At 43.6% G+C, this 24,793-nt stretch carries 18 protein-coding genes; 12 read left to right on the forward strand and 6 right to left on the reverse strand.

What is annotated here, in order from left to right:
* Positions 1–10: 10 nt before the first annotated feature.
* The 7 genes from QEP08_RS03020 (at position 11) to QEP08_RS03050 (ending at position 13,459) form a co-directional block, all read left to right on the forward strand.
* The gene (locus QEP08_RS03020) at positions 11–1,237 is read left to right on the forward strand and encodes a DUF5000 domain-containing lipoprotein (RefSeq protein WP_285055579.1); all 1,227 of its coding nucleotides are present in this window, start codon (positions 11–13) and stop codon (positions 1,235–1,237) included.
* Between the two features lie 149 nt (positions 1,238–1,386).
* Complete coding sequence (locus tag QEP08_RS03025) at positions 1,387–2,427, forward strand: aldose epimerase family protein (protein WP_285055581.1); 1,041 nt, start codon at positions 1,387–1,389, stop codon at positions 2,425–2,427.
* Positions 2,428–2,432: 5 nt separating this feature from the next.
* On the forward strand, positions 2,433–4,361 hold the full coding sequence (locus QEP08_RS03030; RefSeq protein ID WP_285055583.1) for a glycoside hydrolase family 97 protein: 1,929 nt from the start codon (positions 2,433–2,435) through the stop codon (positions 4,359–4,361).
* Positions 4,362–4,466: 105 nt separating this feature from the next.
* Positions 4,467–5,813 carry a sugar porter family MFS transporter gene (locus QEP08_RS03035; protein WP_285055584.1) on the forward strand — a complete coding sequence of 449 codons (1,347 nt, stop codon included), beginning with the start codon at positions 4,467–4,469 and terminating at the stop codon, positions 5,811–5,813.
* A gap of 26 nt (positions 5,814–5,839) precedes the next feature.
* Positions 5,840–9,175: a DUF5107 domain-containing protein gene (locus tag QEP08_RS03040; protein ID WP_285055586.1), complete on the forward strand. Its 3,336-nt coding sequence runs from the start codon at positions 5,840–5,842 to the stop codon at positions 9,173–9,175.
* 46 nt (positions 9,176–9,221) lie between these two features.
* Positions 9,222–11,435 (forward strand): alpha-galactosidase, encoded by a 2,214-nt coding sequence (locus tag QEP08_RS03045; RefSeq protein WP_285055588.1) that lies wholly within the window; start codon positions 9,222–9,224, stop codon positions 11,433–11,435.
* Between the two features lie 32 nt (positions 11,436–11,467).
* Positions 11,468–13,459 (forward strand): sialate O-acetylesterase, encoded by a 1,992-nt coding sequence (locus QEP08_RS03050; protein WP_285055591.1) that lies wholly within the window; start codon positions 11,468–11,470, stop codon positions 13,457–13,459.
* Positions 13,460–13,488: 29 nt separating this feature from the next.
* Here the strand turns inward: QEP08_RS03050 and abc-f are convergent, their stop codons facing one another.
* From abc-f to QEP08_RS03070, 4 genes are all read right to left on the reverse strand, one after another.
* A complete protein-coding gene (abc-f, locus tag QEP08_RS03055; RefSeq protein ID WP_285055593.1) occupies positions 13,489–15,078 on the reverse strand; it encodes a ribosomal protection-like ABC-F family protein in 1,590 nt (529 codons plus the stop codon).
* Positions 15,079–15,198: 120 nt separating this feature from the next.
* Positions 15,199–15,627, reverse strand: coding sequence for a GtrA family protein (locus tag QEP08_RS03060; protein WP_285055596.1), 429 nt, complete (start codon positions 15,625–15,627; stop codon positions 15,199–15,201).
* A 3-nt stretch (positions 15,628–15,630) separates the two neighbouring features.
* On the reverse strand, positions 15,631–16,377 hold the full coding sequence (locus tag QEP08_RS03065) for a CDP-alcohol phosphatidyltransferase family protein (protein WP_285055597.1): 747 nt from the start codon (positions 16,375–16,377) through the stop codon (positions 15,631–15,633).
* Between the two features lie 48 nt (positions 16,378–16,425).
* The gene (locus QEP08_RS03070) at positions 16,426–17,622 is read right to left on the reverse strand and encodes a metallophosphoesterase (protein ID WP_285055600.1); all 1,197 of its coding nucleotides are present in this window, start codon (positions 17,620–17,622) and stop codon (positions 16,426–16,428) included.
* Between the two features lie 240 nt (positions 17,623–17,862).
* On the opposite strand from QEP08_RS03070, the gene QEP08_RS03075 reads away from it, so the two are divergent.
* Positions 17,863–18,705 carry an endonuclease/exonuclease/phosphatase family protein gene (locus QEP08_RS03075; protein ID WP_285055602.1) on the forward strand — a complete coding sequence of 281 codons (843 nt, stop codon included), beginning with the start codon at positions 17,863–17,865 and terminating at the stop codon, positions 18,703–18,705.
* Positions 18,706–18,838: 133 nt separating this feature from the next.
* Here the strand turns inward: QEP08_RS03075 and QEP08_RS03080 are convergent, their stop codons facing one another.
* Complete coding sequence (locus QEP08_RS03080; RefSeq protein WP_285055605.1) at positions 18,839–19,357, reverse strand: dihydrofolate reductase family protein; 519 nt, start codon at positions 19,355–19,357, stop codon at positions 18,839–18,841.
* A gap of 663 nt (positions 19,358–20,020) precedes the next feature.
* Between QEP08_RS03080 and QEP08_RS03085 the strand changes: the two genes are divergently transcribed.
* A complete protein-coding gene (locus QEP08_RS03085; protein ID WP_285055608.1) occupies positions 20,021–20,245 on the forward strand; it encodes a hypothetical protein in 225 nt (74 codons plus the stop codon).
* On the forward strand, positions 20,242–20,544 hold the full coding sequence (locus tag QEP08_RS03090; RefSeq protein ID WP_285055611.1) for a type II toxin-antitoxin system RelE/ParE family toxin: 303 nt from the start codon (positions 20,242–20,244) through the stop codon (positions 20,542–20,544). The genes QEP08_RS03085 and QEP08_RS03090 overlap by 4 nt, the downstream gene beginning before the upstream one ends.
* 197 nt (positions 20,545–20,741) lie before the next feature.
* Here the strand turns inward: QEP08_RS03090 and QEP08_RS03095 are convergent, their stop codons facing one another.
* Complete coding sequence (locus QEP08_RS03095; protein WP_285055613.1) at positions 20,742–21,104, reverse strand: nuclear transport factor 2 family protein; 363 nt, start codon at positions 21,102–21,104, stop codon at positions 20,742–20,744.
* A 233-nt stretch (positions 21,105–21,337) separates the two neighbouring features.
* Here QEP08_RS03095 and QEP08_RS03100 point away from each other — a divergent pair, with 233 nt between their 5' ends.
* Positions 21,338–22,114, forward strand: a complete 777-nt coding sequence (locus QEP08_RS03100) for a phosphatase PAP2 family protein (protein WP_285055616.1) — start codon at positions 21,338–21,340, stop codon at positions 22,112–22,114.
* Between the two features lie 137 nt (positions 22,115–22,251).
* Positions 22,252–24,726, forward strand: coding sequence for a TonB-dependent receptor (locus tag QEP08_RS03105; RefSeq protein WP_285055619.1), 2,475 nt, complete (start codon positions 22,252–22,254; stop codon positions 24,724–24,726).
* Positions 24,727–24,793: the final 67 nt, after the last annotated feature.

A 24,793-nucleotide genomic window follows, 5' to 3' on the forward strand; every position in this document is an offset into this window, starting at 1 on the left:
AATGGAAAAAATGAAACTAACTATCAATATTGCAGTGGCGCTTATCATCACTTTTGCGATGGCCGGCTGTGAAAAATATGGCGACGACTATAAATCGTTTTTAAATGACAAAGAAACAGTTTATCCTGGTCTGGTCAAAAATGCCGGCTATAAAGCAGGAAATCTGAGGACTGCGCTCTACTGGAACCCGAGCCCGGATCCGACAATTTCCAAATATGTCGTTACCTGGAATAATGGGGCCAGTAGCATGGAAGTGCCTGCGACCAGCAACGATCCGGCAGAGTTGATAACCGTAGTGGTGCCAAATCTCAATGAATACGTCTACGCTTTCCATATCAATTCGTATGATAAAAATGGAAACAAGTCTGTAGGGATCGAGCTAAATAATGTAAGGGTTTATGGACCCACGTATATAAGCACGCTGCTCAACAGAAGCTATAATGCGGCCAATCCCTATGAGTTTAACCAGGACGGTGCTCTTAAATTGAACTTTAACAGGAGGGATACCATGAACGTGTCTACGACAATCAGGTACACCAATACTTCAGGTGTACTGGAAGACAGGGAGCTTGCGGCAGATGACAATTCAATTGTAATACCAAACTACAAGCTGAACACGACAGTTCAGTACCGGTCCTCATACGCTCCTGAGCCTGGTTCATACGATGCTTTTAACGTCTCACAATTTGCTGATTTTCCAACGATCATTAAGATCACGCAATGTGATAAATCATTGTTCAAAGTATTTAAACTGCCCACGGACGTTGGGGATGAATACGGATGGAAAATGGAAAATTTGTGGGACAATAACACCGGCGCAAACGGGGGTGATCCTGCAGGCTTCCATACAGGTGGCTCTGGACTGCCTCAATGGTTCACATTTGATATAGGACAGGTGACACAGCTTGACCATTTCAGGCTTTGGCAAAGAGACAATGCATTATACAATGTCGGTAATCCCAAAGTCTTTGAAGTATGGGGCAGTAATAACCCCAATCCTGACGGGAGTTTTGACAGCAGCTGGACAAAGCTGCAAACCTATACCTCATTTAAGCCTTCTGGCCAACCCGTAGGGCAAAATACCGATGCGGACAGGGCGTTTGCAAGGGCTGGAGAGCGGTTCAACATCCCTGCGGGTAGCCCGGCGTTCAGGTACCTGCGCTTTAAAGTACTGGAAACATGGGGCGGGGCTAATTATATTCACCTTTTGGAATTAACTTTTTTTAAATCGAACTAGAGGATCTTGAAGAAATCGGCCACTGTGTAAGTGGTTTGTCGCTTAGTAATTCAGCAATATTTCCGGGACACTCGAAGCATAGACCATTATGCCGCGGGTGTTCCGGAATTGCTTTTCCTGATTCACATGTTTATTAATCAGTCTTTCTGATGCAAAAGAATAAAATTTTAAAAACTCCCTGGGGAAATGCAGATGGCAGGGAAGTCTTTCTCTTTAAAATAGAAAACCAGGAAGGCCGGTTCATAGAGTTGAGCAATTATGGGGCTACTCTCGTTTCCGTTTTTGTCCCGGACAATGAAGACAAGAAAGAGAACGTTGTTCTTGGCTTTCCCGAGTTGCGGAGTTATGTCAACGATCAGAGCTATATGGGTTCAACCGTTGGCCGGTTCGCCAACAGGATCGGTAATGCGGCTTTTAATTTAGACGGGAAAAGGGTGACGCTTGAGCAGAATGAGGGGTCGAACAGCAATCATAGTGGCAGCGCCGGCTTTAATAAAAAGGTATTTGATTGGCAGATCAAAGATGATGCATTGATTTTTAGTCTGCTAAGTCCGGATGGAGAAGGAGGTTTTCCCGGTAACCTGAAAACGGAAGTTCATTACCGCTGGAACGAGGAGAACGAACTAACCATAGGTTATTATGGGCAAACGGATCAGCATACCTTGTTCAACCTGACCAATCACAGTTATTTTGACCTGTCATCGGGCAAAGGCCGGGTGGTTGACCATCATCTTTCTGTGTTTTCCGATCAGATGGTTGAGGCGGGGGCTGATTATATTCCGACGGGAGAGCTTGTGGCTGCCGGTGGGGCTTATACTTTTAATGATATTTTGATTAAAGACAGGCTCCTGCAGCCTGATGGCAGTCTGAAGGGCCTGAATATTTGCTATGTGCTGGATAAGGAACGCCAAAAATCAGGCCTTCCGGCTGCAAGGCTTTTTGATCCTCATTCAGGAAGAAGCCTCACCCTGTATACTTCTTATCCCGGACTAATGCTGTATACAGGTGATTACCTCCATACAGCCGACGCTGGATTTAACGGGAAACCATACAGGGCTTTTGACGGAATATGCCTGGAGGCCCAGTTCTTTCCTGATAGTCCAAACCACCCCTCATTTCCTTCTGCAGCGTTGCGGGCAGGGGAGCTTGCCCATCATTACATTATTTTCAAGTTCGACACACACAAATAAACCATATGAAATACAAACTATTTTTGCTTGCTCTTTTTTATGTCTCTTTAGGCCATGCGGCTGGTTTCGCCGCAGGCCAGCAATTGCAGCTGAGCTCGCCCGACTCCAGATTAAAGGTGGGGGTTACGGTGGCGGAAGACATCACCTATTCGGTGTCATTTAAGAATCAGCCCGTTTTGCTGCCCTCTGGGATTTCCATCACATTGGACAAACTGGCGCTGGGCAAGAAGTCCAAAATAAAGAAAACAGCCTCCAGAAAAACTCCGGACTTTAATGAATTGACCGTGAGTTTTGAAGATTATTTTACGTTAGTCTTCAGGGCTTACAATGAGGGGATCGCCTACCGGTTTATCACCAGCTTTGAAGGAAATGTAAAAGTGATCAGCGAACAGGCTGATTTTAACCTTGCAGGAAAACCTTCGGCTATTTTGCAACAAACAGATACCTATACAACCTGGGAAGGACCTTATATTAAATTTTCAAGTACAGACTTCATAAGTGAAGGGAAAAGGGCCACCACCCCGGCATTGTTTGACCATACTGATCAGCCGGTTAAAATCCTGATTGCAGAAGCCGATGTATGGGACTACCCGGGAATGTACATCCAGAAAAAGGAAGGGAAGTTTACAGGGGACTGGGCAAAATATCCTGCTAAAACAGAAATGGGCAGCTGGGGAAATTTTGTTTCTGTCGTAAAAGAAAGGGCTGATTTTTTGGCAGATACCAAAGGGAAAAGGGCTTATCCATGGCGGGTAATCATCGTTACAGATGAAGACAAGGCCCTGTTGAACAATCATTTGATCGCAAAACTTGCGCAGCCCTCCTTAATAAAAGATGCTGCATGGATAAAACCAGGGAAGGCTGCATGGGAGTGGTGGCACGACGCGCTCTTGCCTGGAGCACACATCCCTTCGGGTATGCCCAACAGAAATACTGCCTTGTATAACTATTATGTAGATTTCGCAGCAGATTACGATCTGGAATATATGATGATAGACGCAGGCTGGTCCAATAACTATGATGTCACAAAGGTAAATCCAAAACTGGATGTAAAGGAAGTGATCAGACGGGCGAAGGATAAAAAGGTCGGTGTATTCCTATGGTGCGTCGCTTCGACGATCATGAAGGACCTGGACCACAGTCTCGATTTCATCCAGTCACTTGGAGCAGCAGGGATCAAGGTAGATTTTTTCGACCGGGATGATCAGCTGGCGATGCAATGGATGGAGCAGATCGCCAAAGCAGCGGCGGAAAGAAAGATCATGGTTGATTTTCACGGTTGTACCAAGCCGTCAGGAATGGAAGTGACCTATCCAAATATTGTAAACTATGAAGCGGTGCGGGGTGCGGAATCGGACAAATGGGATTACTCCATCAATCCGGATTACCACCTGCTGGTCCCGTTCATCAGAATGCTTGCGGGCCCTTTTGATTATACCCCGGGTGCAATGAGGAATAAGACGAAAGCGGCCTTTAAGCCTATCGATCCCGGCCTGCCTTCAGGACAGGGGACCCGCTGCCATGAACTGGCAATGTATGTGATCTTTAACCAACCGCTGGCGATGCTTTCCGATTCCCCGGTAGAGTATGTGAAATATCCTGATATCATGAAATTTTTGTCCATCGTGCCAACTGTGTTTGATGAGACAAGGCCTCTGGCTGGAAAGATTGGTGAGTACGCTTTAATGGCCAAAAGAAAAGGACGGGATTGGTATGTAGGTGCAATGACCAATTGGAATGAAAGGACCGTTTCACTTGATTTCAGTTTTCTGCCTTCCGGAAAACGCTATACTGCAGTTATTTACACAGATGGAAAGGATGCCAATGTGAATGCGGAACACTATGAACATAAAATAATTACCGTAGATGCTAAGACAAAAATGGAACTGAAACTGGCTTCTGGAGGCGGTGCAGCCATTTATATCCAACCTTGAATACATTAAAACAAGGATGCGTGTAAAATCCATCTTTTAGAAATTATAATCTATTGGCTTTACTAAACAAAAACCTCAACTTTATTTTAATCAACTATAGACTAAATGGACACTAAACAAGAAACGTTTAACAGCAGCTATATTATTGGCATTTCTTTCATATCTGCCCTCGGCGGATACTTGTTTGGATTTGACTTTGCTGTCATATCGGGCGCATTGCCTTTTTTAAGAACACAGTTCATGCTCGATCCCATATGGGAAGGTTTCCTCACCGGTTCGCTGGCGCTTGGATGTATAGTGGGCTGTCTTTTGGCGGGAAACCTAGCTGATAAATACGGCCGGAAACCAGGCCTGATGCTGGCCGCGATCATCTTTGCCTTGTCTTCTATTGGTATAGCTTTTTCATCGGGCCTCAACCTGTTTGTGGTCATGCGTTTTGCTGCGGGTATTGGAGTGGGTATGGCTTCCATGCTCTGTCCGATGTACATTGCGGAAGTGTCGCCTGCCAAGGTACGGGGCCGCAATGTAGCCATCAACCAGTTGACTGTAGTTATCGGCATCCTGGTGACCAATCTGGTCAATTATTTCCTTGCCGATACGGGTCCTGATGCCTGGCGCTGGATGTTTGGCCTGGGTACTGTGCCTTCGGTTATTTTTCTGATCGGGGTAATCTGGCTTCCGGAAAGTCCGCGATGGTTGTTGAAAGACGGGCAGGAGGCAAAAGCAAAACAGGTTTTAAATAAAATAGGCTCGGTTACTTTTGTGGAAAATACGACTGCGGCGATCCGCAGATCATTGACCGGTAACACCAAACAATCTTATGCAGCCATATTTCATAAGAGTGTGCGGCCTGCGGTGGCTGTTGGGATCACCTTAGCAGTGTTCCAGCAGTTTTGCGGGATCAATGTGGTGTTCAATTACACCTCTACCATTTTTGAATCTGTGGGGGCTAACCTGGACAGGCAATTGTTTGAGACCGTGGCTATCGGTATTGTAAACCTCGTATTTACGATCCTCGCCATGTGGCAGGTAGACAAGCTGGGACGCCGCCCGCTCATGCTGATCGGGTCGCTTGGTCTGTCTATCGTGTATATCATTCTGGCATTTATGCTGCAGAACCATTACCCTGCTGGTATGGTATCCATCTTTGTACTTCTGGCCATCAGTATGTACGCGATTTCACTTGCGCCGGTTACCTGGGTACTGATCTCAGAGATCTTTCCAAACAAGATCAGGGGTGTGGCTTCATCAGTTGCTATTGTTTCGCTATGGAGTGCTTATTTTATTTTGGTGTTCACTTTTCCGATCCTGGCTGACAAACTTGGTGCCTATGGACCTTTTTATCTGTATGCAGTGATCTGTTTTCTTGGATTTCTTTTTGTGCTGAGGAAAGTGAAAGAGACCAAAGGACAGACGCTGGAAGAACTGGAAGATAACCTGATCAGACATTAAAAATCATTTCTACATTATACAATACAATGAAAACATCAACAGTAAACGTTTGGGAAGAACAGGTAATCATTCCTACCTACGGCATCGGCAAGCCCGACAAAAACCCCATGTTCTTTGAAAAACGGATTTACCAGGGAAGCAGCGGGGTAGTGTACCCAAATCCTGTTATTGAAAAGATTTATGACGAAAAAGAAGACAAGTCCTACAAAGGGTTGTTTTTGGAGAACGAATACCTGAAGATCATGATCCTGCCCGAACTGGGCGGAAGGATCCAGATGGCCTACGACAAAATAAAGCAAAGGCATTTTATTTATTATAACCAGGTGATCAAGCCTGCTTTGGTCGGCCTTACCGGGCCATGGATCTCAGGAGGCATCGAGTTCAACTGGCCTCAGCACCACCGCCCGAGTACATTTGATCCGATAGATTATAAGATCGAGGAAAATGCAGATGGCAGTAAGACGGTATGGGTCAATGAAGTAGAACAGATGTTTCATACTAAGGGGTTGGCCGGCTTTACCTTATATCCTGACAAAGCTTATATCGAGATCAGGGCCAAGCTACTCAACCGTTCCAGCTTGCCGCAGACTTTCCTATGGTGGGCAAATCCGGCGGTAAAGGTCAATGACCACTATCAATCGGTATTTCCCCCGGATGTGAATGCGGTATTCGACCATGGCAAACGCGATGTGTCTACATTTCCGATCGCTACCGGTACTTATTATAAAGTAGATTATTCGCCGGGGACGGACATTTCCATGTACAAGAACATTCCTGTTCCAACTTCGTATATGGCCATCAATTCAGACTATGATTTTGTAGGCGGGTATGAACATGATTCGCAGGGTGGTTTGCTACATGTCGCCAATCACCATACTTCTCCGGGCAAAAAGCAATGGACCTGGGGGCACAGTGATTTTGGACAGGCCTGGGACAGGAACCTGACTGATGAGGACGGACCATATATCGAGCTGATGACGGGCATGTTTACTGACAATCAGCCCGATTTTACCTGGCTGATGCCAAATGAAGAAAAGTCATTTACCCAGTACTTCATGCCTTACCGCGATCTGGGTGTGGTCAAAAATGCAACCAAAGATATTTTACTGGCCATCAACAAAACAGGTGAGGAGACAGAGCTGAAGATCTATGTGACTTCTGTTCAGAAGGATGTTAACATTCGGTTAAGTGCCAATGGTCAGGAGCTGTTCAGAGACCAGGCAACCATCGGCCCGAAGGGGGTTTATGTCAGGAAAATCAGTCTGCCTGCGGGATTGCAGGAAAACGATTTGTTACTGACTGTCAACTCTGCAAAAGACAAGGAACTCATTAGATATGAGCCCGCATCCAACAAGGTCAATGCGATTCCTGTGCCTGCAAAGCCAGCGCAAACACCGGAAGAAACCGAAAACAATGAACAGTTGTTTTTGACTGCTCAGCACCTGGAGCAATACCGTCATGCTACTTACAGTCCGGTTCCCTATTATGAAGAAGCGCTGAGGCGCGACCCGAAGGACATCCGTTGCAACAATGCTTTGGGTCTGTGGTACCTGAGAAGAGGACAGTTCGCCAAAAGCGAAAGCTATTTTAGAAAAGCCATAGAGACCAGCATTCAGCGCAATCCAAATCCATACGATACCGAACCTTATTATAACCTGGGTCTGAGTCTGAAGTTTCAGGACCAGCCCGATGAAGCCTATAAATCTTTCTATAAAGCGACCTGGGGCAAGAGCTGTAAAGATAGCGGTTACTTTTCCGTCGCGCAGATTGATATGATAAGGGGACACCATCAGCTGGCAATTGAGCACATTGGTGCTTCTCTGGATTGCAATGCCAATAATAGCAAAGCCTATGTGATCAAAGCTGCGGCATACCGGAAGCAGGAAGAATTTGATAAAGCAGTTTCGGTTTCACAGACCGCGCTGGAAAGAGATCCTTTCAATCTGGGCGCGCTGTATGAACTTTCCCTCGCTTATGGGGCAACCGGCAAGCCTGCTGAATGCAGCAATGCCCTGGATGAACTGATCAAATTGTCAAGAGGGCACGAGCAGAATTTTATTGCCTATGCAATGGATTATGCGGCAGCGGGTTTATATGATGAAGCTGCGGATTTGCTGGGCCATGTCATCAAAGATGAGGCGACAAATCCATTGGTTTACTACCACCTGGCTTCTTTTAGCCATTATTCGGGGCAAAAGGAGCAGACGCAAAAATGGCTTAAAAAAGCCGCTGCTGCAAATTCTTACCTGTGTTTTCCGAACAGGCTGGAAGAGATAAAAGCCTTGCAACTGGCAATTGAGCTCAATCCGGAGGATGCCAGGGCACCTTATTATCTGGGTAACTTGTTTTACGACAAGCGACAATATGCAGAAGCGATCAGCAACTGGGAATTGTCCGTTCAGCTGGATGACCAGTTCCCTACAGTTTTAAGAAACCTGGGCATTGCTTATTTCAATAAATTGAACAAGCCGGAGAAAGCGCTTGATTTTTTTGAAAGGGCTTTTGCACTGGATAAAACAGATGCCCGAATTTTGATGGAGCTGGACCAGCTGTACAAAAGGGTAAACCGGACACCGGCAGAACGCAGTAGCTTTCTTGAAGAAAACCTGGTGACACTTGAACAGAGAGATGATATGTACCTGGAGCGTATAGCGGTGTTCAATTTTATGGAACAGTATGAGACTGCGCTTGAGCTGATAAAAAAACGTCAGTTCCATCCATGGGAAGGTGGCGAAGGCAAAGCATCAGGCCAATATGTCTATAGTCTTGTCCAGCTGGCAAAACAGCACCTCGACAATTCACAGTTCAATGAGGCTATAGATTTACTCAACCAGGCGCAGATCTATCCGCATAACCTTGGGGAAGGCAAGCTGTTTGGCGCACAGGAGAACGATATTTTCTATTGGCTGGGTTGTGCGTACGAAGGATTGAATGATTCAGATACCGCAAAGGAGTGGTTTAAAAAAGCAACTGTTGGTCTTGACGAGCCTTCTGCTGCCATGTTTTACAATGACCAGCAGCCTGACAAGATCTTTTATCAGGGACTTGCCTGGAAAAAACTGGGCGAAAATGAGAAAGCAATCCATATATTTAGCAAGTTGATCAGATATGGCGATCAGCACATAAATGACGAGGTAAAGGTGGATTATTTTGCCGTTTCACTGCCAAACCTGTTGGTTTTCGAAGACAATCTGAACATCAGGAACAAAGCCCATTGCCATTTTATACAAGGGCTGGGTTATCTGGGCCTTGGGGAAATTGAGGAAGCAGGAAAGGCCTTTTCAAATGTGCTGAAGCTCGATCCGGAGCATCTGGGGGCAAAAACTCATATCAATATGCCAATTGAATTGAAAAAAGTTTGAGCAATAAAACTAAATTTGAACCTGTAGCCTAATATAAAATCTAATAATGAAGTTTGAACTATCTTTAAAAACCAACCTTTTTCAATTGTCAGCACTTTCAGTCTGTTTCCTAATGGCTTCTGCTGAGGTCAAAGCACAGAACATTACCATTGCTATAGAGACTAAAAGCAATGCCCTTGTGCTTCAGGCTGATGCCAAAAAGAACCTGAATACCATTTATTTTGGCAAGAAGCTTTCTAGTGCTGCCGAATATGATGAAGTTCCCTCTGTATTTAAGCAATCCGGTGAGTATACCAGTGTGCTGAGTTCTCCTTATACCCCTTCAGGATCCAAAAGCCTGATGGAACCGGCAATCAGTGTGAGCCATGCAGATGGTAACAATTCACTGGACTTACGTTATGTAAGTCATAAGCTCAGTAAAATAGATGGTGATGTATCATTAACTACTGTGGTATTAAAGGATCCTGTGTACGATTTTGAAGTGACGTTGTATTATAAGACTTATTTCAAAGATGATGTGGTAGAGCAATGGAGTGTGATCAAACATAAAGAAAAAGGCAATGTCCTGCTGCAAAAGTATGCTTCTGCTAACCTTTATTTAAAAGCAGGCGGCTACTGGCTGACCCAATATCATGGTGACTGGGCCAAAGAAATGCGTCCGGAAGAAAGCAGGATCACCCATGGCATCAAGACACTGGATACCAAACTGGGTACCCGGGCCAACTTATTTCAGCCATCTGTATTTATGGTATCTCTGGATAAGCCTGCTACTGAAGATGAGGGTACTGTGCTTTACGGTGCGCTTGAGTATAGTGGCAATTTCAGAACGGATATAGAACTGGACTACCTCGACAACCTGAAGATCATTTCGGGCATCAACAATTATGCTTCAGCTTATACTTTAAAACCAAATGAAGAGTTTACCACTCCTGCATTTTTATATACCCTTTCCAGCAGTGGTAAAGGCAATGCCAGCAGAAATCTGCACAACTGGGCCAGGAACTATAAGATCCTGGACGGCAAAGGCCAGAGACTGACGCTGCTGAACAACTGGGAAGCCACTTATTTCGATTTCAACGAAACCAAGCTGTTTGAACTGCTGAAAGACACCAAGAAACTGGGTGTGGATATGTTCTTGCTGGATGATGGCTGGTTTGCCAATAAATATCCCCGTAATGGTGATGTGGCTGGTCTTGGAGACTGGGAAGAAAACAAAACCAAACTTCCCAATGGCGTAGCTTCACTTGTAAAAGAAGCGCAGGCCAATGGTGTGAAGTTCGGGATCTGGATCGAGCCAGAAATGGTGAACCCTAAGAGTAACCTTTATGAAAAACACCCGGACTGGGTGATCAAACAGCCGAAAAGGGAGGAATACTATTTCAGAAACCAATTGGTGCTGGACCTGAGCAATCCTAAAGTACAGGATTTTGTATTTGGCGTGGTCGACGACCTGTTTACCAAAAACCCTGAGCTGGCTTATATCAAATGGGACTGTAACGCAGTGATCTACAATGCTTATTCAGCTACTTTAGGCAATCAGAACCATTTCTATATCGAATATATGCGCGGCCTGTATAAAGTGCTGGAGAGGATCCGTGCCAAATATCCAACGGTACCGATGATGCTTTGCTCAGGTGGCGGCGGCCGTGTGGACTACGCAGCTCTAAAATACTTTACTGAATTCTGGCCAAGTGACAATACCGATCCTATGGAGCGGATCTTTATCCAGTGGGAATATTCTTACTTCTATCCGTCTATTACTTCATCAAACCACGTAACAGACTGGGGCAAACAGCCGATCAAGTTCCGTACGGATGTGGCGATGATGGGTAAACTGGGTTTTGATATCGTGATCAGCCATCTGAAAGAAAATGACCTGAAGTACGTACAGGACGCAGTGAAGACATATAATGATGTAAAGTCTATTATATGGTCGGGAGACCAATACCGCCTGGCCAACCCGCGTGAAGGTAGTGTAGCTTCTATGGGCTATGTCAGTACAGATAAGACTAAGGCATTAATGTTCAATTATCTGGTGAATAACCGTTACGATGAAGGAAGTAAATTCCCAATCCGTCTGAAAGGCCTGGATGCGGCAAAAAAGTATAAAATTAAAGAACTGAACCTCTATCCGGGCACCAATTCTTCTATTGACTCCAATAAGAGCTATAGCGGGGAATTCCTGATGACGGTTGGCTTTAACCCGGTTGTAAATTCAGGAAGGACAAGTGTGATCTTGCAATTAGATGAAATAAAATAGTAAGTTTATAGTCTATTTATAACCACAATTGTATGAACACTATGCACACCAACTTTTTAAGGGCTGCGCTATGCATGGGCCTACTGTTTACAGTAAGTACCATTCAGGCGAAAGTTGTCCTGCCATCTGTCTTCAGTGACAACATGGTTTTTCAGCAAAAGGCCAAAGCTGCCGTATGGGGTAAAACCGACGCAAATAAAGCAGTCAAGGTAACTGGCAGCTGGGACAACAAAACTGTTACAGGAAAAGCCGATGCTTCAGGTAATTTTAAAATTTTTATAGCTACGCCTTCTTTTGGCGGCCCCTATACCGTAACGGTATCTGATGGTGAGGACCTGACCCTCAAAAATGTATTGATTGGTGACGTCTGGATCTGCTCGGGTCAGTCCAATATGGAACAGCCCGTAGCCGGATGGGGCAAAGTTGTGAATTATGAACAGGAGATCAAAGATGCCAATTATCCGAAGATAAGGCTGCTTCAGGGCGTACATGTAACCAGCAATAAACCACTGGACGACGCAAAGGTAACCAACGGTGGCTGGACAGAATGTAACCCTCAATATATCGCTGAGTTTTCAGCAGTTGCGTACTTCTTTGCAAGAGAGGTGACCCAGAAAACAGGTATTCCTATTGGTTTGATCCATACTTCATGGGGTGGGACCATTGCTGAAGCCTGGACAAGCGCTGAGACGCTGAGGACAATGCCTGACTTTGCAGCGGCGGTGAACCAGGTGCAGGAAGCAGATAAGGACCCGCAGGGACAAAATCTGGCCCGCAGACAGGAAGAATGGCATAAAAAGGTAATGGATAAAGATCCGGGTTTCAAACAAAACTGGCAGTCGTTGGCTTTCGATGCCTCGGCCTGGAAAACAATGAATGTACCCGGTTCATGGGAAGAAAATGGCCTGCCTGATTTTGACGGAATTGTATGGTTTCGTAAAACGGTTAAAATTCCTCAGTCATGGGGCGGTAAGGAATTGAAACTGAACCTGGGCCCAATTGACGACAACGACATTACCTGGGTGAACGGGGAGAAGATCGGCGAAACCGTCAACTATGCCAATAACCGCAGTTATAGCATACCTGCAAATAAAGTTAATGCCGGTGAGGAGATGACGATTGTGATCAGGGTGCATGATACCGGTGGTGGCGGCGGTCTGTATGGCGGGCAGAACAAACTGTCAATCAATTCGGAAACTGGTGACGAGATTTCGCTTGCGGGGGAATGGAAGTATAATGTTGGGCTGAATGCCAAGGATTTTGCGCCGATGCCTGCCGCTAATGATGGTCCTAACCGGGTAACTGTACTCTACAATGCGATGATCTATCCTTATATCCAGTTCCCGATCAAAGGTGCCATCTGGTACCAGGGGGAAAGCAATGCAGGCCGGGCGAACCAGTACCGCACACTTTTTCCTGCAATGATCAAAGACTGGCGGACCAAATGGGGAGTAGGGGACTTTCCTTTTTATTTTGTCCAGCTGGCCAATTTTATGGCGCCAACTGATCAACCTGTAAACTCTGAGTGGGCCGAACTGAGGGATGCTCAAAAGCAGACACTTTCACTGAAAAATACAGGGATGGCTGTTATTATAGATGCTGGTGAAGAAAAAGACATCCACCCTAAGAATAAACAGGATGTCGGTAAACGCCTTGCCTATGCAGCCCTGGCTAAAACTTATGGTGTGAAAATGGCTTTCTCGGGACCAATGTATAAATCACATCAGATCAGCGGCAACACGGTGACATTGAACTTCACTTCTACAGATGGCGGATTGAAAATAAAAAATGGAAACGAATTAAAAGGCTTCCAGGTTGCAGGTGCTGACCAGAAGTTTCATTGGGCAAAGGCGACCATTAAGGGCAACCAGGTTGTGGTGAGCAGTGAGGCCGTGGCAAATCCCGTCGCGGTCAGATATGCATGGGCCAATAACCCGCCAAGTACTTTGTATAATGGTGCAGATCTCCCTGCGTCGCCATTTAAAACAGACAGCTGGCCTGATATTACATTAGGTAAGAAATAAGATTAGGAGGCGCCTATGGCGCCTCCTTTTTAATTAATTACAATTTTGTGCTCTACATTGATTTCATTTAAAAAGTATTCATCATGTGATACTACGATCAATACGCCACTGTATTCGTTAATAGCTGCAGTCAGTATCTCTATATTCTGAATGTCGAGGTTGTTTGTCGGTTCATCCAGTACAATGATGTCAGGTGCCTGATCACCGATGGTCATGCAGCAAAGCATGAGCCGCATCTTTTCGCCGCCGCTCAGCGCTTCGCAAGGTTTGTCCCAATCTTCCCTGCCAAACAAGAACCGGTTCAGACGGGTCTTGATGTCGTGCTCCCGGAGCCTGCCTGAATTGTATTCCTGTGCCTGTTCATAGATGCTTAGGCCATTGTTAATTAAGGAATAGTCCTGGTCAATATACATCGTTCTTACATTTGTCCGGGCAATGGTTCCTGACGCAGGCTCCAGTTTGCCCAGGATCATTTTTATGAGGGTGGTTTTGCCGGAGCCATTCAAACCTCTAACCACGATTCGTTGCCCGCTGCTGATCTGAAAATGCAGACCATGCTTCCATAACATGGCGCCTCGATATAAAAAGTTGATCCCTTTTGCGGTTACCAGCACCTTGTCGTTGTAGAGCCTGGGACTGTCAAGGCCGATCTTCATTTTGCTGAAATCAGATAAGGACGTCCGTAACTGATTAAGTTCCTGGGCAATGGTGTCTACTTTTTCGGCATGAATGCCTTTCATACGGGAGGTGCTTTTCTCGGCATTGTTCTTAAAGGTGTTCATTGAAATCGTGGGAAGTCCAGCCTTTTCTTGTTTTTTCTTTCCGCGGGCATCCAGTTTCTGCTGTCGCTTCAAAGCTTCCTTTTCTACTTCCTTTGCTTTGTGAAGTGCCTTTTCCATATTCTTCAGATCCCGGTCCAGTGCTTCTCTTGCTATTGCTTTCTGCTCCGCATAAAAATCATAATTGCCACCATAAACAGTAATTCCCGTTCTGCTGAGCTCATAAACGGTACTGAGCAGGTTTAGCAGGGTTCTGTCGTGGCTAACCACGACAAGGGTATTCTTTGTGGCGGCGATATAGTCACATAGTAGATTTCTGCCCGAACTATCCAGATGATTGGTAGGCTCATCGAGCAAAACGATTTCAGGTTTTTGGATCCATATTCCGGCTAGAAAGACCCTGGTTTTCTGACCACCGCTAAGCGACTCCATTTTTTGGTTCAGGTCCAATCCCTCCAGCTTCCAATGTGCCAGTGCCTCCTTACATCGCTCTTCAATTGCCCAGTCGTCATCCAGCAATGCCAGATTTGCCTCATTAGCATCGCCATTTAAAATTTCTGTTATAGCCTTAAGTTTGTCCTCAATCTGCAAGGCCCTGGCAAGGGTATAATCGTTGAACTGTCCAAACAGCTGCGGTACAAGATAAGGGACAGTCCCGGCTTTAACTATGCCTTGCGAGGGCTGCAGGTATCCGGAGAGGATTTTCAGGAGCGTAGATTTCCCCGCGCCGTTATTGCCGATTAAAGCAATTTTGTCATATTTATTGATATTGAGATCCAGATCAGCAAATAAAACGTCTCTGTTGGGATGTGTATAGGTCACACCTTGTAGATTAAGCATAATTTCTTTTTTGAATGAATTAAAAGGGCCTGATTTGCCAGGCCTGTTTATTTTCGGGAAAGAAATTAAATCCTACATCGATTGCTTTTGTTGATTTGCTGCTGCAAAGATAAGAAAAACCTAAACCACCGGAATATCGGTAGGTGGTTTTTTTCTGAATACCCAGTAAGTTTGCAATACGTAGTTGAAACCCAGCGAGACTATGATGTCTACGATGATCCTGCTGATCTTATAATCGATATGAAGGAAGGTGGTGAAAAGCCAGGTGCCTGAAGATTTGAGGCAAATGCTGCCTGCTACCACAAAAATAAACCTGATCAATTGCCCGCCCACAGGGTTCCTGCTGGCCTGGCTAGCGTTGAAAGTCCAGTAGCGGTTCACTGAAAAATTGAACACAGCACCAACAACTCCTCCTATGGCAATCGATATGGTATAATGGATGTGCAGTAGCTCGGTACAGCCCAACATAACCAGGTAATCGATGATACCGCCCGCAAATGCAGAAAACTGCGCCTTTGCAAAAACATATACTGATCCCTGTTTACCCATTGACTATTCTTTACCGGCAGTTTCTTTAACCGGATGAACTTCAAAGCCGGAGTCTTTTTCAGCGGCTTCCCGTGCCTGGCGCTCTGCTCTTTCCGCATCGTCCCTGAGGTCGCCCATTCTCAATAATTTTTTGGTATCAATGAAATTGATCACCAACAGGATTGCACACATGACGGCAGCAAAATATTCTATCAGATGTCCAAATGAAGCTTCCAGGATGAAAATAAAGGAAAGTATGATCCTGACCTCAGTTGGGCCTACAACACCAGAATCAATGCTATAAATATCAGTGATCTTATAACGCAGCTGTGAGATGATCATGGCCCAGCCGTACAATACTACAAATACGAAAGCGATCAGTTCATATTGATTTCTGGCATACACAATGTAACCCAACCCGATCAGCACTGTGCTGATCCAGTCCATGATGATGTCCAGTGAAAATCCGTACCATTTACGTGGGGTATTGCGGTAATAAGCAATCCTGCCGTCCAGAGAATCTCCCAGCCAGTTGATGGCTAGCCCCACAATACCTAAAAGCAAATAATACCTGCTGATATAGGCCGCAAGGATAAATCCGGCCAGTACAATCACAGAACCGATGGTGCCCAGAAAAGTGAGATTGTTTGAGGTGACGAATGCAGGAACTCTTTTGACCAGATAAGAAATTGTGGCCTGTTCGGCACTTTTTAAAACATTGGTCCTCTTTCTGTCTTGAAATATTCTTTTCAGTGTTTTGCTCTCTTCCATTCGGTCTTTGCAGCTGCAATTATTTTATGCGGTACAAAAGTATGGAAATTAACTCATTTCAGGTGTCCTTTTCAGTTCTATTACAGTTACCTCCGGCCAGATTCCAACACGGCCTGAAAAACCCAGAAAGCCAAAGCCCCGGTTGATGTTTAAATATACGCCTTCCTGTCCGGTTACACCCGCCCAATGCGCATATCTGTACTTTACAGGGCTCCATTTGATGCCAAAGGCCTCTATGCCGAATTGCATACCATGGGTATGCCCCGACAGGGTCAGGTGGATCTTTGAAGAGAATTTGACCACTTCAGCTGCCCAGTGGGTAGGATCATGTGAAAGCAATATTTTAAAATCTGAGGGATTTACACCAGTCATTGCCTTTTTCAGATCGCCTCTTTCCCCAAACCCGATGCCCCAGTTTTCTACCCCGGCGAGAATGATCTTTTGTCCGCCCTTAAAGATTTCTACGTGTTCATCCAGCAGCAGGCGGTAACCAAGCTCTGCATGATACTGTTTCAGCTGTTGCAGGTTTTGCCTTTTTTCAGCGTCATTTGGCCATTTCACATAATCTCCGTAATCGTGGTTTCCGAGGATGGAAAACTGGCCATAAGGCGCCTTGATCTGGCTGAAATGTCCGACCCAGGGTTTGATCTCCTCGGCTTTATTGTTGACCAGGTCACCGGTGAATACAAACAGGTCTGAGTTTTGCTTTTTTATCAGGTCTATGCCCCGTTTTACTGCTTTGGGATTTCGGAAACTGCCGGCATGCACGTCAGAAATCTGGGTAATGGTAAAGCCGTCAAACTGTTCTGGAAGGTCGTTGAAGTAAAGCGTATGCCTAATCACCCTGTAAGCATATTTACCCCTGATGATTCCATATAAAAAGATAAATACAGTAAGGATAAGTATCGCGATACAAAACTCTACCCAGTAGACACTTCTGGGGCCTCCGGCTGCCAATCTGTAGATGTCGCCCGCAAGTAACAATACGGCAAAGATCAGCTCGGCTACAAACAAGATCAGGAAAGCATGTGTGGCGATTTTAAATAAAATATCCATTCCGTTGTCGCGCATTCTGAAAATGGCGAGGACAAGGCATGCAGTGACAAGGATCATGAATCCCCAAAAAATGGGGGTAATGAGCGGGTTTTGACTAATGACATGGACGCCAGAAAGGACGAGCCAGTTTAATGCAAAAAGGAGGAGGCCAATAATAATAAAGGGAATGGGGCTAATTTTTCTTTTCATTGAGTCTATAAACAAATAAAATTACTGCTTGGATGTAAGAGTCGTGTCCATGTTACTCAATATGACAATAGCCGGATAATAACGTTGACTGGTTACTTTTGGCAAGCGACGCCCGTTACTAAATAGAAGTTTATTACTTATTACCAATCCTACAAGTAAATTTCCAAAAAAATCCTGTACTGGGGCCAAATCCTGGCTGGTAATAATTAACTTGGTGACATTAATAGAAAACAAACAAAAATGAAACTTAGACAAATTATTCTTTCACTGGCTTTAGCTGCCATGAGTATTAGTGCTTTAGCCCAGAAATTTACCGTCGGCTCATTTAATGTGCGGTATGACAACGCAGGTGACGTAGGCAACAGGTGGGAGCAGCGCGGACCTGTATCGGCCAGCCTCCTGCGTTTTCATCAGTTCGAGGTCTTTGGTGTACAGGAAGCCTTAAAAAATCAGATCGATACCTTGCAGAAATACCTGCCTGAATTTGACCATTATGGAAAAGGCCGTGATGACGGTAAGGATGGCGGAGAGCATTCGACGGTATTTTATAGAAAAGACAAATTCAAATTGCTGAGCAAAGGTGATTTCTGGCTGTCAGAAACACCTGATAAACCAGGTTTGGGCTGGGATGCGACCTGCTGCAACCGCATCTGCAGCTGGGTACAACTGCAGGACATCAAAAGCGGTAAAAAGTTCTATTTCTTCAATGCTCATTTTGACCATCAGGGAAAGATCGCCCGTATAGAAAGCGGTAAACTGATTGTAAAAAAAATCAAAGAGATCGCAAAAGGTGCACCGGCAATATTCACCGGAGACCTGAACGGCGGACAAAAAAGCGATTGGTACCTGACCCTTGCCAATTCAGGTCTGTTGACGGACACTTACACACAGGTGAAACATCCGTACGCAAACAACTCATCGTTTAATGCATGGGGAAAAAGCGTGGATGGCTATGAGATCATCGACCATGTTTTTGTAACGAAAGATTTTACCGCAAAAAGATGGGGTATTCTTACAGATACTTATCATGGCAAGTTTGTATCGGATCATTTTCCGATACTGGTCGATGTGACTTTAAAATAAGTAATACAAGACGCTGTAAAGGGTGTACTCAAATGAGTATACCCTTTTTATTAAATGTTTCCGCTCCCGAATAGGTCTCAGTTTCGCTATTGGCAGGCTCATGTGAGGGCCATGGCAGAAGCTAAAGAAATGATTAATTGTATTCTATCGAATAATGTAATTGAACGGTATTGTCATTTAATTTGTTTACTTCCAGTAAGGATAGCTGATACTCTGATTCTATATCTTTGAGCAATGGCAATCCGCTACCAAATAATACCGGTTCCATGACGAAGATAATTTCATTGACTAATCCTGCTTTAACAAAGGCACTTATTGTTTCCGTGCCGCCAATAATCACTGCTTCTGTGTGGCCCTTAGCGGTAAGCTGTTCAATGATTTCTTTCGGACTGTCATCTGTAAACAAGATATTGGATTGAGCAGGGAGGGTTTGTGTATCATGCGTCAGCACTACCAACGAACCACCCTCTTTTAGTGGCAGATAGTCAGGTGCCAAAATGTTGTAAGTTGTTTTGCCCATGATCACGGCTTGTGTACGCTGGCTGATGTCCATAAAGCCCTGTCCATATTCAGGTGACAACCAATCTGGTACGTTTCTGCTATTGCTGATCAGGCCATTGGCGGAAGAGGCGAGATAAATAATTGTTTTCATACGATGATTCGACTAAATTGTATAACAACTGGATTATTGTATAACAAAGTTAGCCGGTTACTATAGGTTAGCAAACTCGCGAGGACGACATATTTAGGGGGTGTTCGCGACAAATATCTTTGCTACGTATTTAACTATTTGCATAGAATTTGCCTTTTGGCATGCATTTGGCGCTGGTATCAGAAAATCAATATGAAAAAGATATATCTTGTACTTGCCCTCTCAGGCTTTTTGTTTTTAACGTCCTGCTACACGACTAGGACTGCAGGTAATAGTGGCAAGGTGCCACCTGGGCAAGCAAAAAAGGCAACAGGATCGAAATCAGCAAAACCCTTTGCTCCCGGACAGCAAAAAAAGAATTAATTAGAGGTTTTTTGCCGTATTTTCTGTACTCAGAAAGCTTCAAACTTGTCTGGTAAATGGATTGCTGATAGGGAAGTGGCAGCAATTCTTGCGATTGTCAGATACAGGCAGTCCTTTTCTTTTGATTTTTATGCCAGGCGAGAAACCGGTTCCATCTTCTAGAGGTTAATGGATTGTAATTTGTTTCACCTATGTGTCATTCGTAAACTTTTAGTATACAAAAGTTTAATGTTTTGTTAAAGCACAGGAATAGATGATGCGATCAAGTTGTGGTATTTTTGTGACATGAGCATATTGGTAATGACAAAGAATGAACAGGAAGAGAAAATCCTCTTAACTTTTCTGGAAACCTTAGGTTATAACTATCAGGCTGGTGTAAGTGATGAAGTCGAGAAGATGAATGCAGTTTTTCTCGAGAAGTATCGTGACGATATCGAACAGGCTGATGCGGAAATTGCGGATGGCGATTACGTGAAGCAGGCTGATGTGGAAAAGTTGTTTAGGCAGAGAAGAAAGGTGTTTTGAAAATTAAATGGAATAAATTGGCAATAAAGCAATTACTGGACGCTATTGCCTATCTCGAAGAAAATAAGCTCTCGGTTTATGGAAAAAAAATAGAAAGACAGATATTCTCTAAAATAATGTCTGTTTCAAAGACGGAGCATGTTGCCGGGCCTGATCTGTTAAAAATTAACAATGATGGAAGTTTTTTTATTCTTATCGTTGACCGTTACCGGATAGCTTATCGGGAGACGTCAAAAGGGCTGAGAATTTTGAGGATTTCTGTCATTCAGGATTCATCCCATGTTAAAGCAGTGAAATGATGGAAAAAAATACAAACGAATTGTGCCCATGCGGCAAAAGCCAGAAGATTAGTATGGAGCGCATTCCCAGAAACTTTATAATGAAAGTATTTTTATTCTGGCTACCTGTAAAAAGGTATAAATGCTACGCCTGTATGAGTATTAAATGGTTGTTTGAAGATAAAAGCAGGGCCTTTTGACCCTACTTAATACCCATCTTAATTCATACTGTAAAAAAACTCTTCTGCCACGATCTTACCGTCTTTAACTTCATATACACAGATCTCACTCATCGCCATTCTGCCATGCGCTTTATAGGTGGCATCGATGTCCATCACTATAGAAAAGTGATTGTCTGCAACAAGGGGCTCTGAAATTGAGGCGCTGTGTATTTCTTCAACACTTTCCTCCCATTGTACAGTTTTGTTCTTAACAGCTTTTTTACCTTCTGTTAATTCCATGGGTGAGCCTTTTGGCTCTTTGCTTACGATGTTTTCGCCATAAAGCGCTTCGATAGCTTCTTCATTTTTACCTTCGCGGCAAAGCTGAACCAATTTGTCAGCCACTTCTTGTGTATTCATATGATTGTAGTTAAGTTATATGCTAAGCTATTTAAAATCTACACTTTAATTGTTCAATGTATTTTATGATTAGGTTAAACTATCGTAGACCGGGAGCTTAACCATATACTTAACATATAGAATCTATCTTTAGTGTTTCTTATCAACAAGAAATTATCAACAGGGATGCCATCTTTATATGGCAGGCTGTTTTTATTCAGAATTACTTTATAATTTGTCCAAAAGTTAGATGTTTGTCTAAAAATGTATATTTTCAGGTAATGTATAAGCAGCAGTACAACATCCTATTTTTTTTATGCTTCCCAATATTCTGTGTCGCTCAGAATCGTGATACCACGGTTGTAAGTTTTGACAATAGACCTAAGGTAGCCGCTTTTATCATCCCTTCTGTATTCATTGGTTACGGGCTGATTTCCCTGGCCAGCGATAATGAAATCAGAAGATTGGACTACAGTACAAATAATGAGCTTCAGGAGGATCATCCGGCCTTTGCGCTGAAGGTAGATAATTTTACGAGATATGTACCTGCGGCCGCAGTTTATGGACTGGATCTGGCCGGAGTAAAAGCCAGACATAATCTGGTCGATCGAAGCGCCATGTTACTGATGTCTGCTGTGATTGCCCAGGCAAGCGTGGGTGGTATTAAAAGTTTAACACACAGAATGCGGCCAAATGGCAGTAATGATGATTCTTTTCCTTCAGGCCATACTTCTTTTGCTTTTATGAGTGCGGAATTTCTTCATCAGGAATATAAGGACCAGTCGGTCTGGTACGGAGTTGCGGGGTATGCAATTGCTACCGGTACCGGGGTTCTGAGACTCTATAATAATGCACATTGGGTAAGTGACGTAGTGGCGGGTGCGGGTGTTGGTATCTTATCGACCAAGATTTCTTACCTTATTTATCCGTATCTTAAGCGCAGATTGTTTAACGGGAAGTCAGCCAATATGATATTTAGTCCTGGCTATCAGAATGGGAAAGTCAGCTTTAGCCTGGTTAAACAGTTTTAGTAGCTTAAACCTGATCATAGAAGCTGAATCGTTCGGATTCGATAAAAATCTTTATTTATTTTAATTCTAAATAAACTTGCTGAATTGCAAGATGAGTATTACATTTGCCGCCGTTAGAATTAATCTAAATAAAGCAAATGAAACATATTTACAAGCTACTCGTTCTCGTTACATTCTTATTAAGTTTTCAAGTATCCTCAGCCCAGCTGGCTGTATTGCCCGCCAGGGGAACAATTACAGGAAAAATAAAGACCAATGATGGTAAACCTGCAGCTTATGTAAGTGTTCAAATTGTTGAGAACAACAAGAAAACAGCATCTGATGAAGATGGTAATTTTACTTTTAATCATTTGAAAACAGGTGAATATACCCTTAAGACTTCATATGTGGGGTTGCAGGTGCAGACTCAAAAAGTATCTGTTACTGAAGGGCAAACTACAACAGTTGAATTTACATTGTCAGAAAATTCTGCTCAGTTAGATGAAGTAGCCATTAGTGGATACAGAACACCCAATGAAAAACCGGTAAGCGTAGGAAAAATCGCTATTGCACCGAGAGATTTACCTCAATCAGTTCAGGTTATAGGTGCTCAGGTTATCGCAGATCAGCAAGCTAATCGTTTAAGTGACATCATGAAAAACGTAAACGGTGTTGCTCTAGGTGCTAATCGTGGATCTGTTGGTGATAATTTTTTTGCAAGGGGATACAGCCTTGGTTCAAACAACATTTTTAAAAATGGTGCAAGAACAACTATAGGAGGTTTTCCTGAGGCAAGTACATTAGAGTCGGTAGAGGTTTTAAAAGGTAGCTCTGCACTATTATATGGTGGTGTTTCGGGAGGCGCTGTGGTAAACATGGTGACCAAAAAACCCAAATTTGAATATGGAGCTGAGGTTTCTATGCGGGCTGGCAGTTATGATTTATATAAGCCGACTGTAGATGTTTATGGCCCTGTTTCCCAAAGAATCGCGTTCCGTTTGATTGGAACCTATGAAACCGCTGGTAGTTTCAGAAACAATGTAGATTCAAAAAGATTCTATGTAAATCCTTCCTTGCTTTATAAAATCAGCGAAAATACAGATTTAACCCTTCAGGGTGATTATCTTAAAAGTGATTTTACTCCGGATTTCGGGATCGGTACTATTGGAAATAAATTGTCGCCGCTTACAAGGAATACCTTCATTAATACGGACTGGGCTTATAACAAAACAAATACCGCAACAGCACAGGCTGCGTTAAATCATAAATTTAATGACAACTGGAAATTAAACGCGGTAGTTTCACTCCAATCTTATGATAGAAACTATTTCTCTTCAGAGCGTCCGTTTGCTGATAGTGAAGGAGCGTGGTATCGCGCACTTACACGTTCTAAGATAAAAGAGTTAACATATAACGAGCAAATCAATTTAAACGGAACATTTAGAACCGGTTCAATTGCACATACTTTATTAGTTGGTATTGATGCAGACCAATCTAGAACAAAAACCGGAGGTTTCAGCAACCCTAATTTGCAGGATAAAAACACAAATCCAGCAAAGACAGCATATTACGATTTTGTAAATATTCTTAATCCAGCATCATTTAACACACCATCAAACTTTAACATGCCAGAAGCCAGTCTTCTAACCAATACAACGGCCCCTATTTTCAGAATGGGTGGTTTTGCACAAGATTTAGTAGCACTAACTGATAAATTTAAAGTATTAGCTGGGATTCGCTGGACTTTCCAAAAAACACCAAGTACTACTATCGATACCTTAGCAAATGGAAAGGTTGGAAAAGGTATTGCAGACAAAATAGACAAAGCCTTCTCTCCAAAAGTAGGTTTGGTATACCAGCCATTTAAATCAACATCAGTTTATGTAAGTTACGCCAATAATTTTACCTCAAATGCTGGTACTGATGTTGCTACTGGTGCACCTATGCGTCCATCAATCATTGACCAGTATGAAGCAGGTGTAAAAAATGACTTCCTGGATGGTAAGCTATCCGCAAATGTAACTTACTATAAAATACTTAATAACAAATTTGCGCAAACCGCTGATTTTAATCTTAATGGAGACCCAAATGGTGATACTAATTTAAAAGGGTTTACAGGAAAAACTGCCAGCGAAGGATTGGAGTTTGATCTATCTGGTACTATAGTTAAAGGATTAAACTTTATTGCTGGATATAGCTACAACTACATGCGCTATACTTCTACCTCTGAAACAAGGAAATATATTGACTCTAAGGGTAAGGAAACAATTATTACCGGGATAGTAGAAGGAGAACGTTTGGTGGGTACAACTAAGAACACTGCTAACGGGACTTTATTCTATACTTTCAGTGAAGGCAGCTTAAAAGGATTAAAACTTGGTGCTTCAGCATTTTATACGGGAGATCGTAACGGCGGTAGAAACACCAACAAAGCTGGTACTTCTTCAGGAATTATTCCAATCAGTGGTTTTACTACTTTTGACGTTTCTGCTGGTTATACTTACAGAAAGTTCACTATACTGGGTAAACTATCTAACATAACTGACGAACTGAATTACTATGTTCATGAGAACTACAGCGTGAATCCAATAGCTCCCAGACAGTTTATTACTACTTTATCTTATAAATTCTAGACGCTCTCTAATTATAATCAACAAGAGAAGCCGGGCTACCCATATTGGTAGTCCGGTTTACCTTTAA

Source organism: Pedobacter ginsengisoli (genome assembly GCF_030244015.1).
Taxonomy (GTDB): domain Bacteria; phylum Bacteroidota; class Bacteroidia; order Sphingobacteriales; family Sphingobacteriaceae; genus Pedobacter; species Pedobacter ginsengisoli.

Excerpts from the sequence above, each read along its gene's own strand:
- QEP08_RS03070 (WP_285055600.1), bottom strand. The coding sequence starts at position 17,622 with ATGAAAAGAAAAATTAGCCCCATTCCCTTTATTATTATTGGCCTCCTC.
- QEP08_RS03080 (WP_285055605.1), bottom strand. The coding sequence starts at position 19,357 with ATGAAAACAATTATTTATCTCGCCTCTTCCGCCAATGGCCTGATCAGC.
- QEP08_RS03050 (WP_285055591.1), top strand. The coding sequence starts at position 11,468 with ATGAACACTATGCACACCAACTTTTTAAGGGCTGCGCTATGCATGGGC.
- QEP08_RS03065 (WP_285055597.1), bottom strand. The coding sequence starts at position 16,377 with ATGGAAGAGAGCAAAACACTGAAAAGAATATTTCAAGACAGAAAGAGG.
- QEP08_RS03105 (WP_285055619.1), top strand. The coding sequence starts at position 22,252 with ATGAAACATATTTACAAGCTACTCGTTCTCGTTACATTCTTATTAAGT.
- QEP08_RS03035 (WP_285055584.1), top strand. The coding sequence starts at position 4,467 with ATGGACACTAAACAAGAAACGTTTAACAGCAGCTATATTATTGGCATT.
- QEP08_RS03085 (WP_285055608.1), top strand. The coding sequence starts at position 20,021 with ATGACAAAGAATGAACAGGAAGAGAAAATCCTCTTAACTTTTCTGGAA.
- QEP08_RS03040 (WP_285055586.1), top strand. The coding sequence starts at position 5,840 with ATGAAAACATCAACAGTAAACGTTTGGGAAGAACAGGTAATCATTCCT.
- QEP08_RS03030 (WP_285055583.1), top strand. The coding sequence starts at position 2,433 with ATGAAATACAAACTATTTTTGCTTGCTCTTTTTTATGTCTCTTTAGGC.
- QEP08_RS03045 (WP_285055588.1), top strand. The coding sequence starts at position 9,222 with ATGAAGTTTGAACTATCTTTAAAAACCAACCTTTTTCAATTGTCAGCA.
- QEP08_RS03060 (WP_285055596.1), bottom strand. The coding sequence starts at position 15,627 with ATGGGTAAACAGGGATCAGTATATGTTTTTGCAAAGGCGCAGTTTTCT.
- abc-f (WP_285055593.1), bottom strand. The coding sequence starts at position 15,078 with ATGCTTAATCTACAAGGTGTGACCTATACACATCCCAACAGAGACGTT.
- QEP08_RS03020 (WP_285055579.1), top strand. The coding sequence starts at position 11 with ATGAAACTAACTATCAATATTGCAGTGGCGCTTATCATCACTTTTGCG.
- QEP08_RS03025 (WP_285055581.1), top strand. The coding sequence starts at position 1,387 with ATGCAAAAGAATAAAATTTTAAAAACTCCCTGGGGAAATGCAGATGGC.
- QEP08_RS03075 (WP_285055602.1), top strand. The coding sequence starts at position 17,863 with ATGAAACTTAGACAAATTATTCTTTCACTGGCTTTAGCTGCCATGAGT.
- QEP08_RS03095 (WP_285055613.1), bottom strand. The coding sequence starts at position 21,104 with ATGAATACACAAGAAGTGGCTGACAAATTGGTTCAGCTTTGCCGCGAA.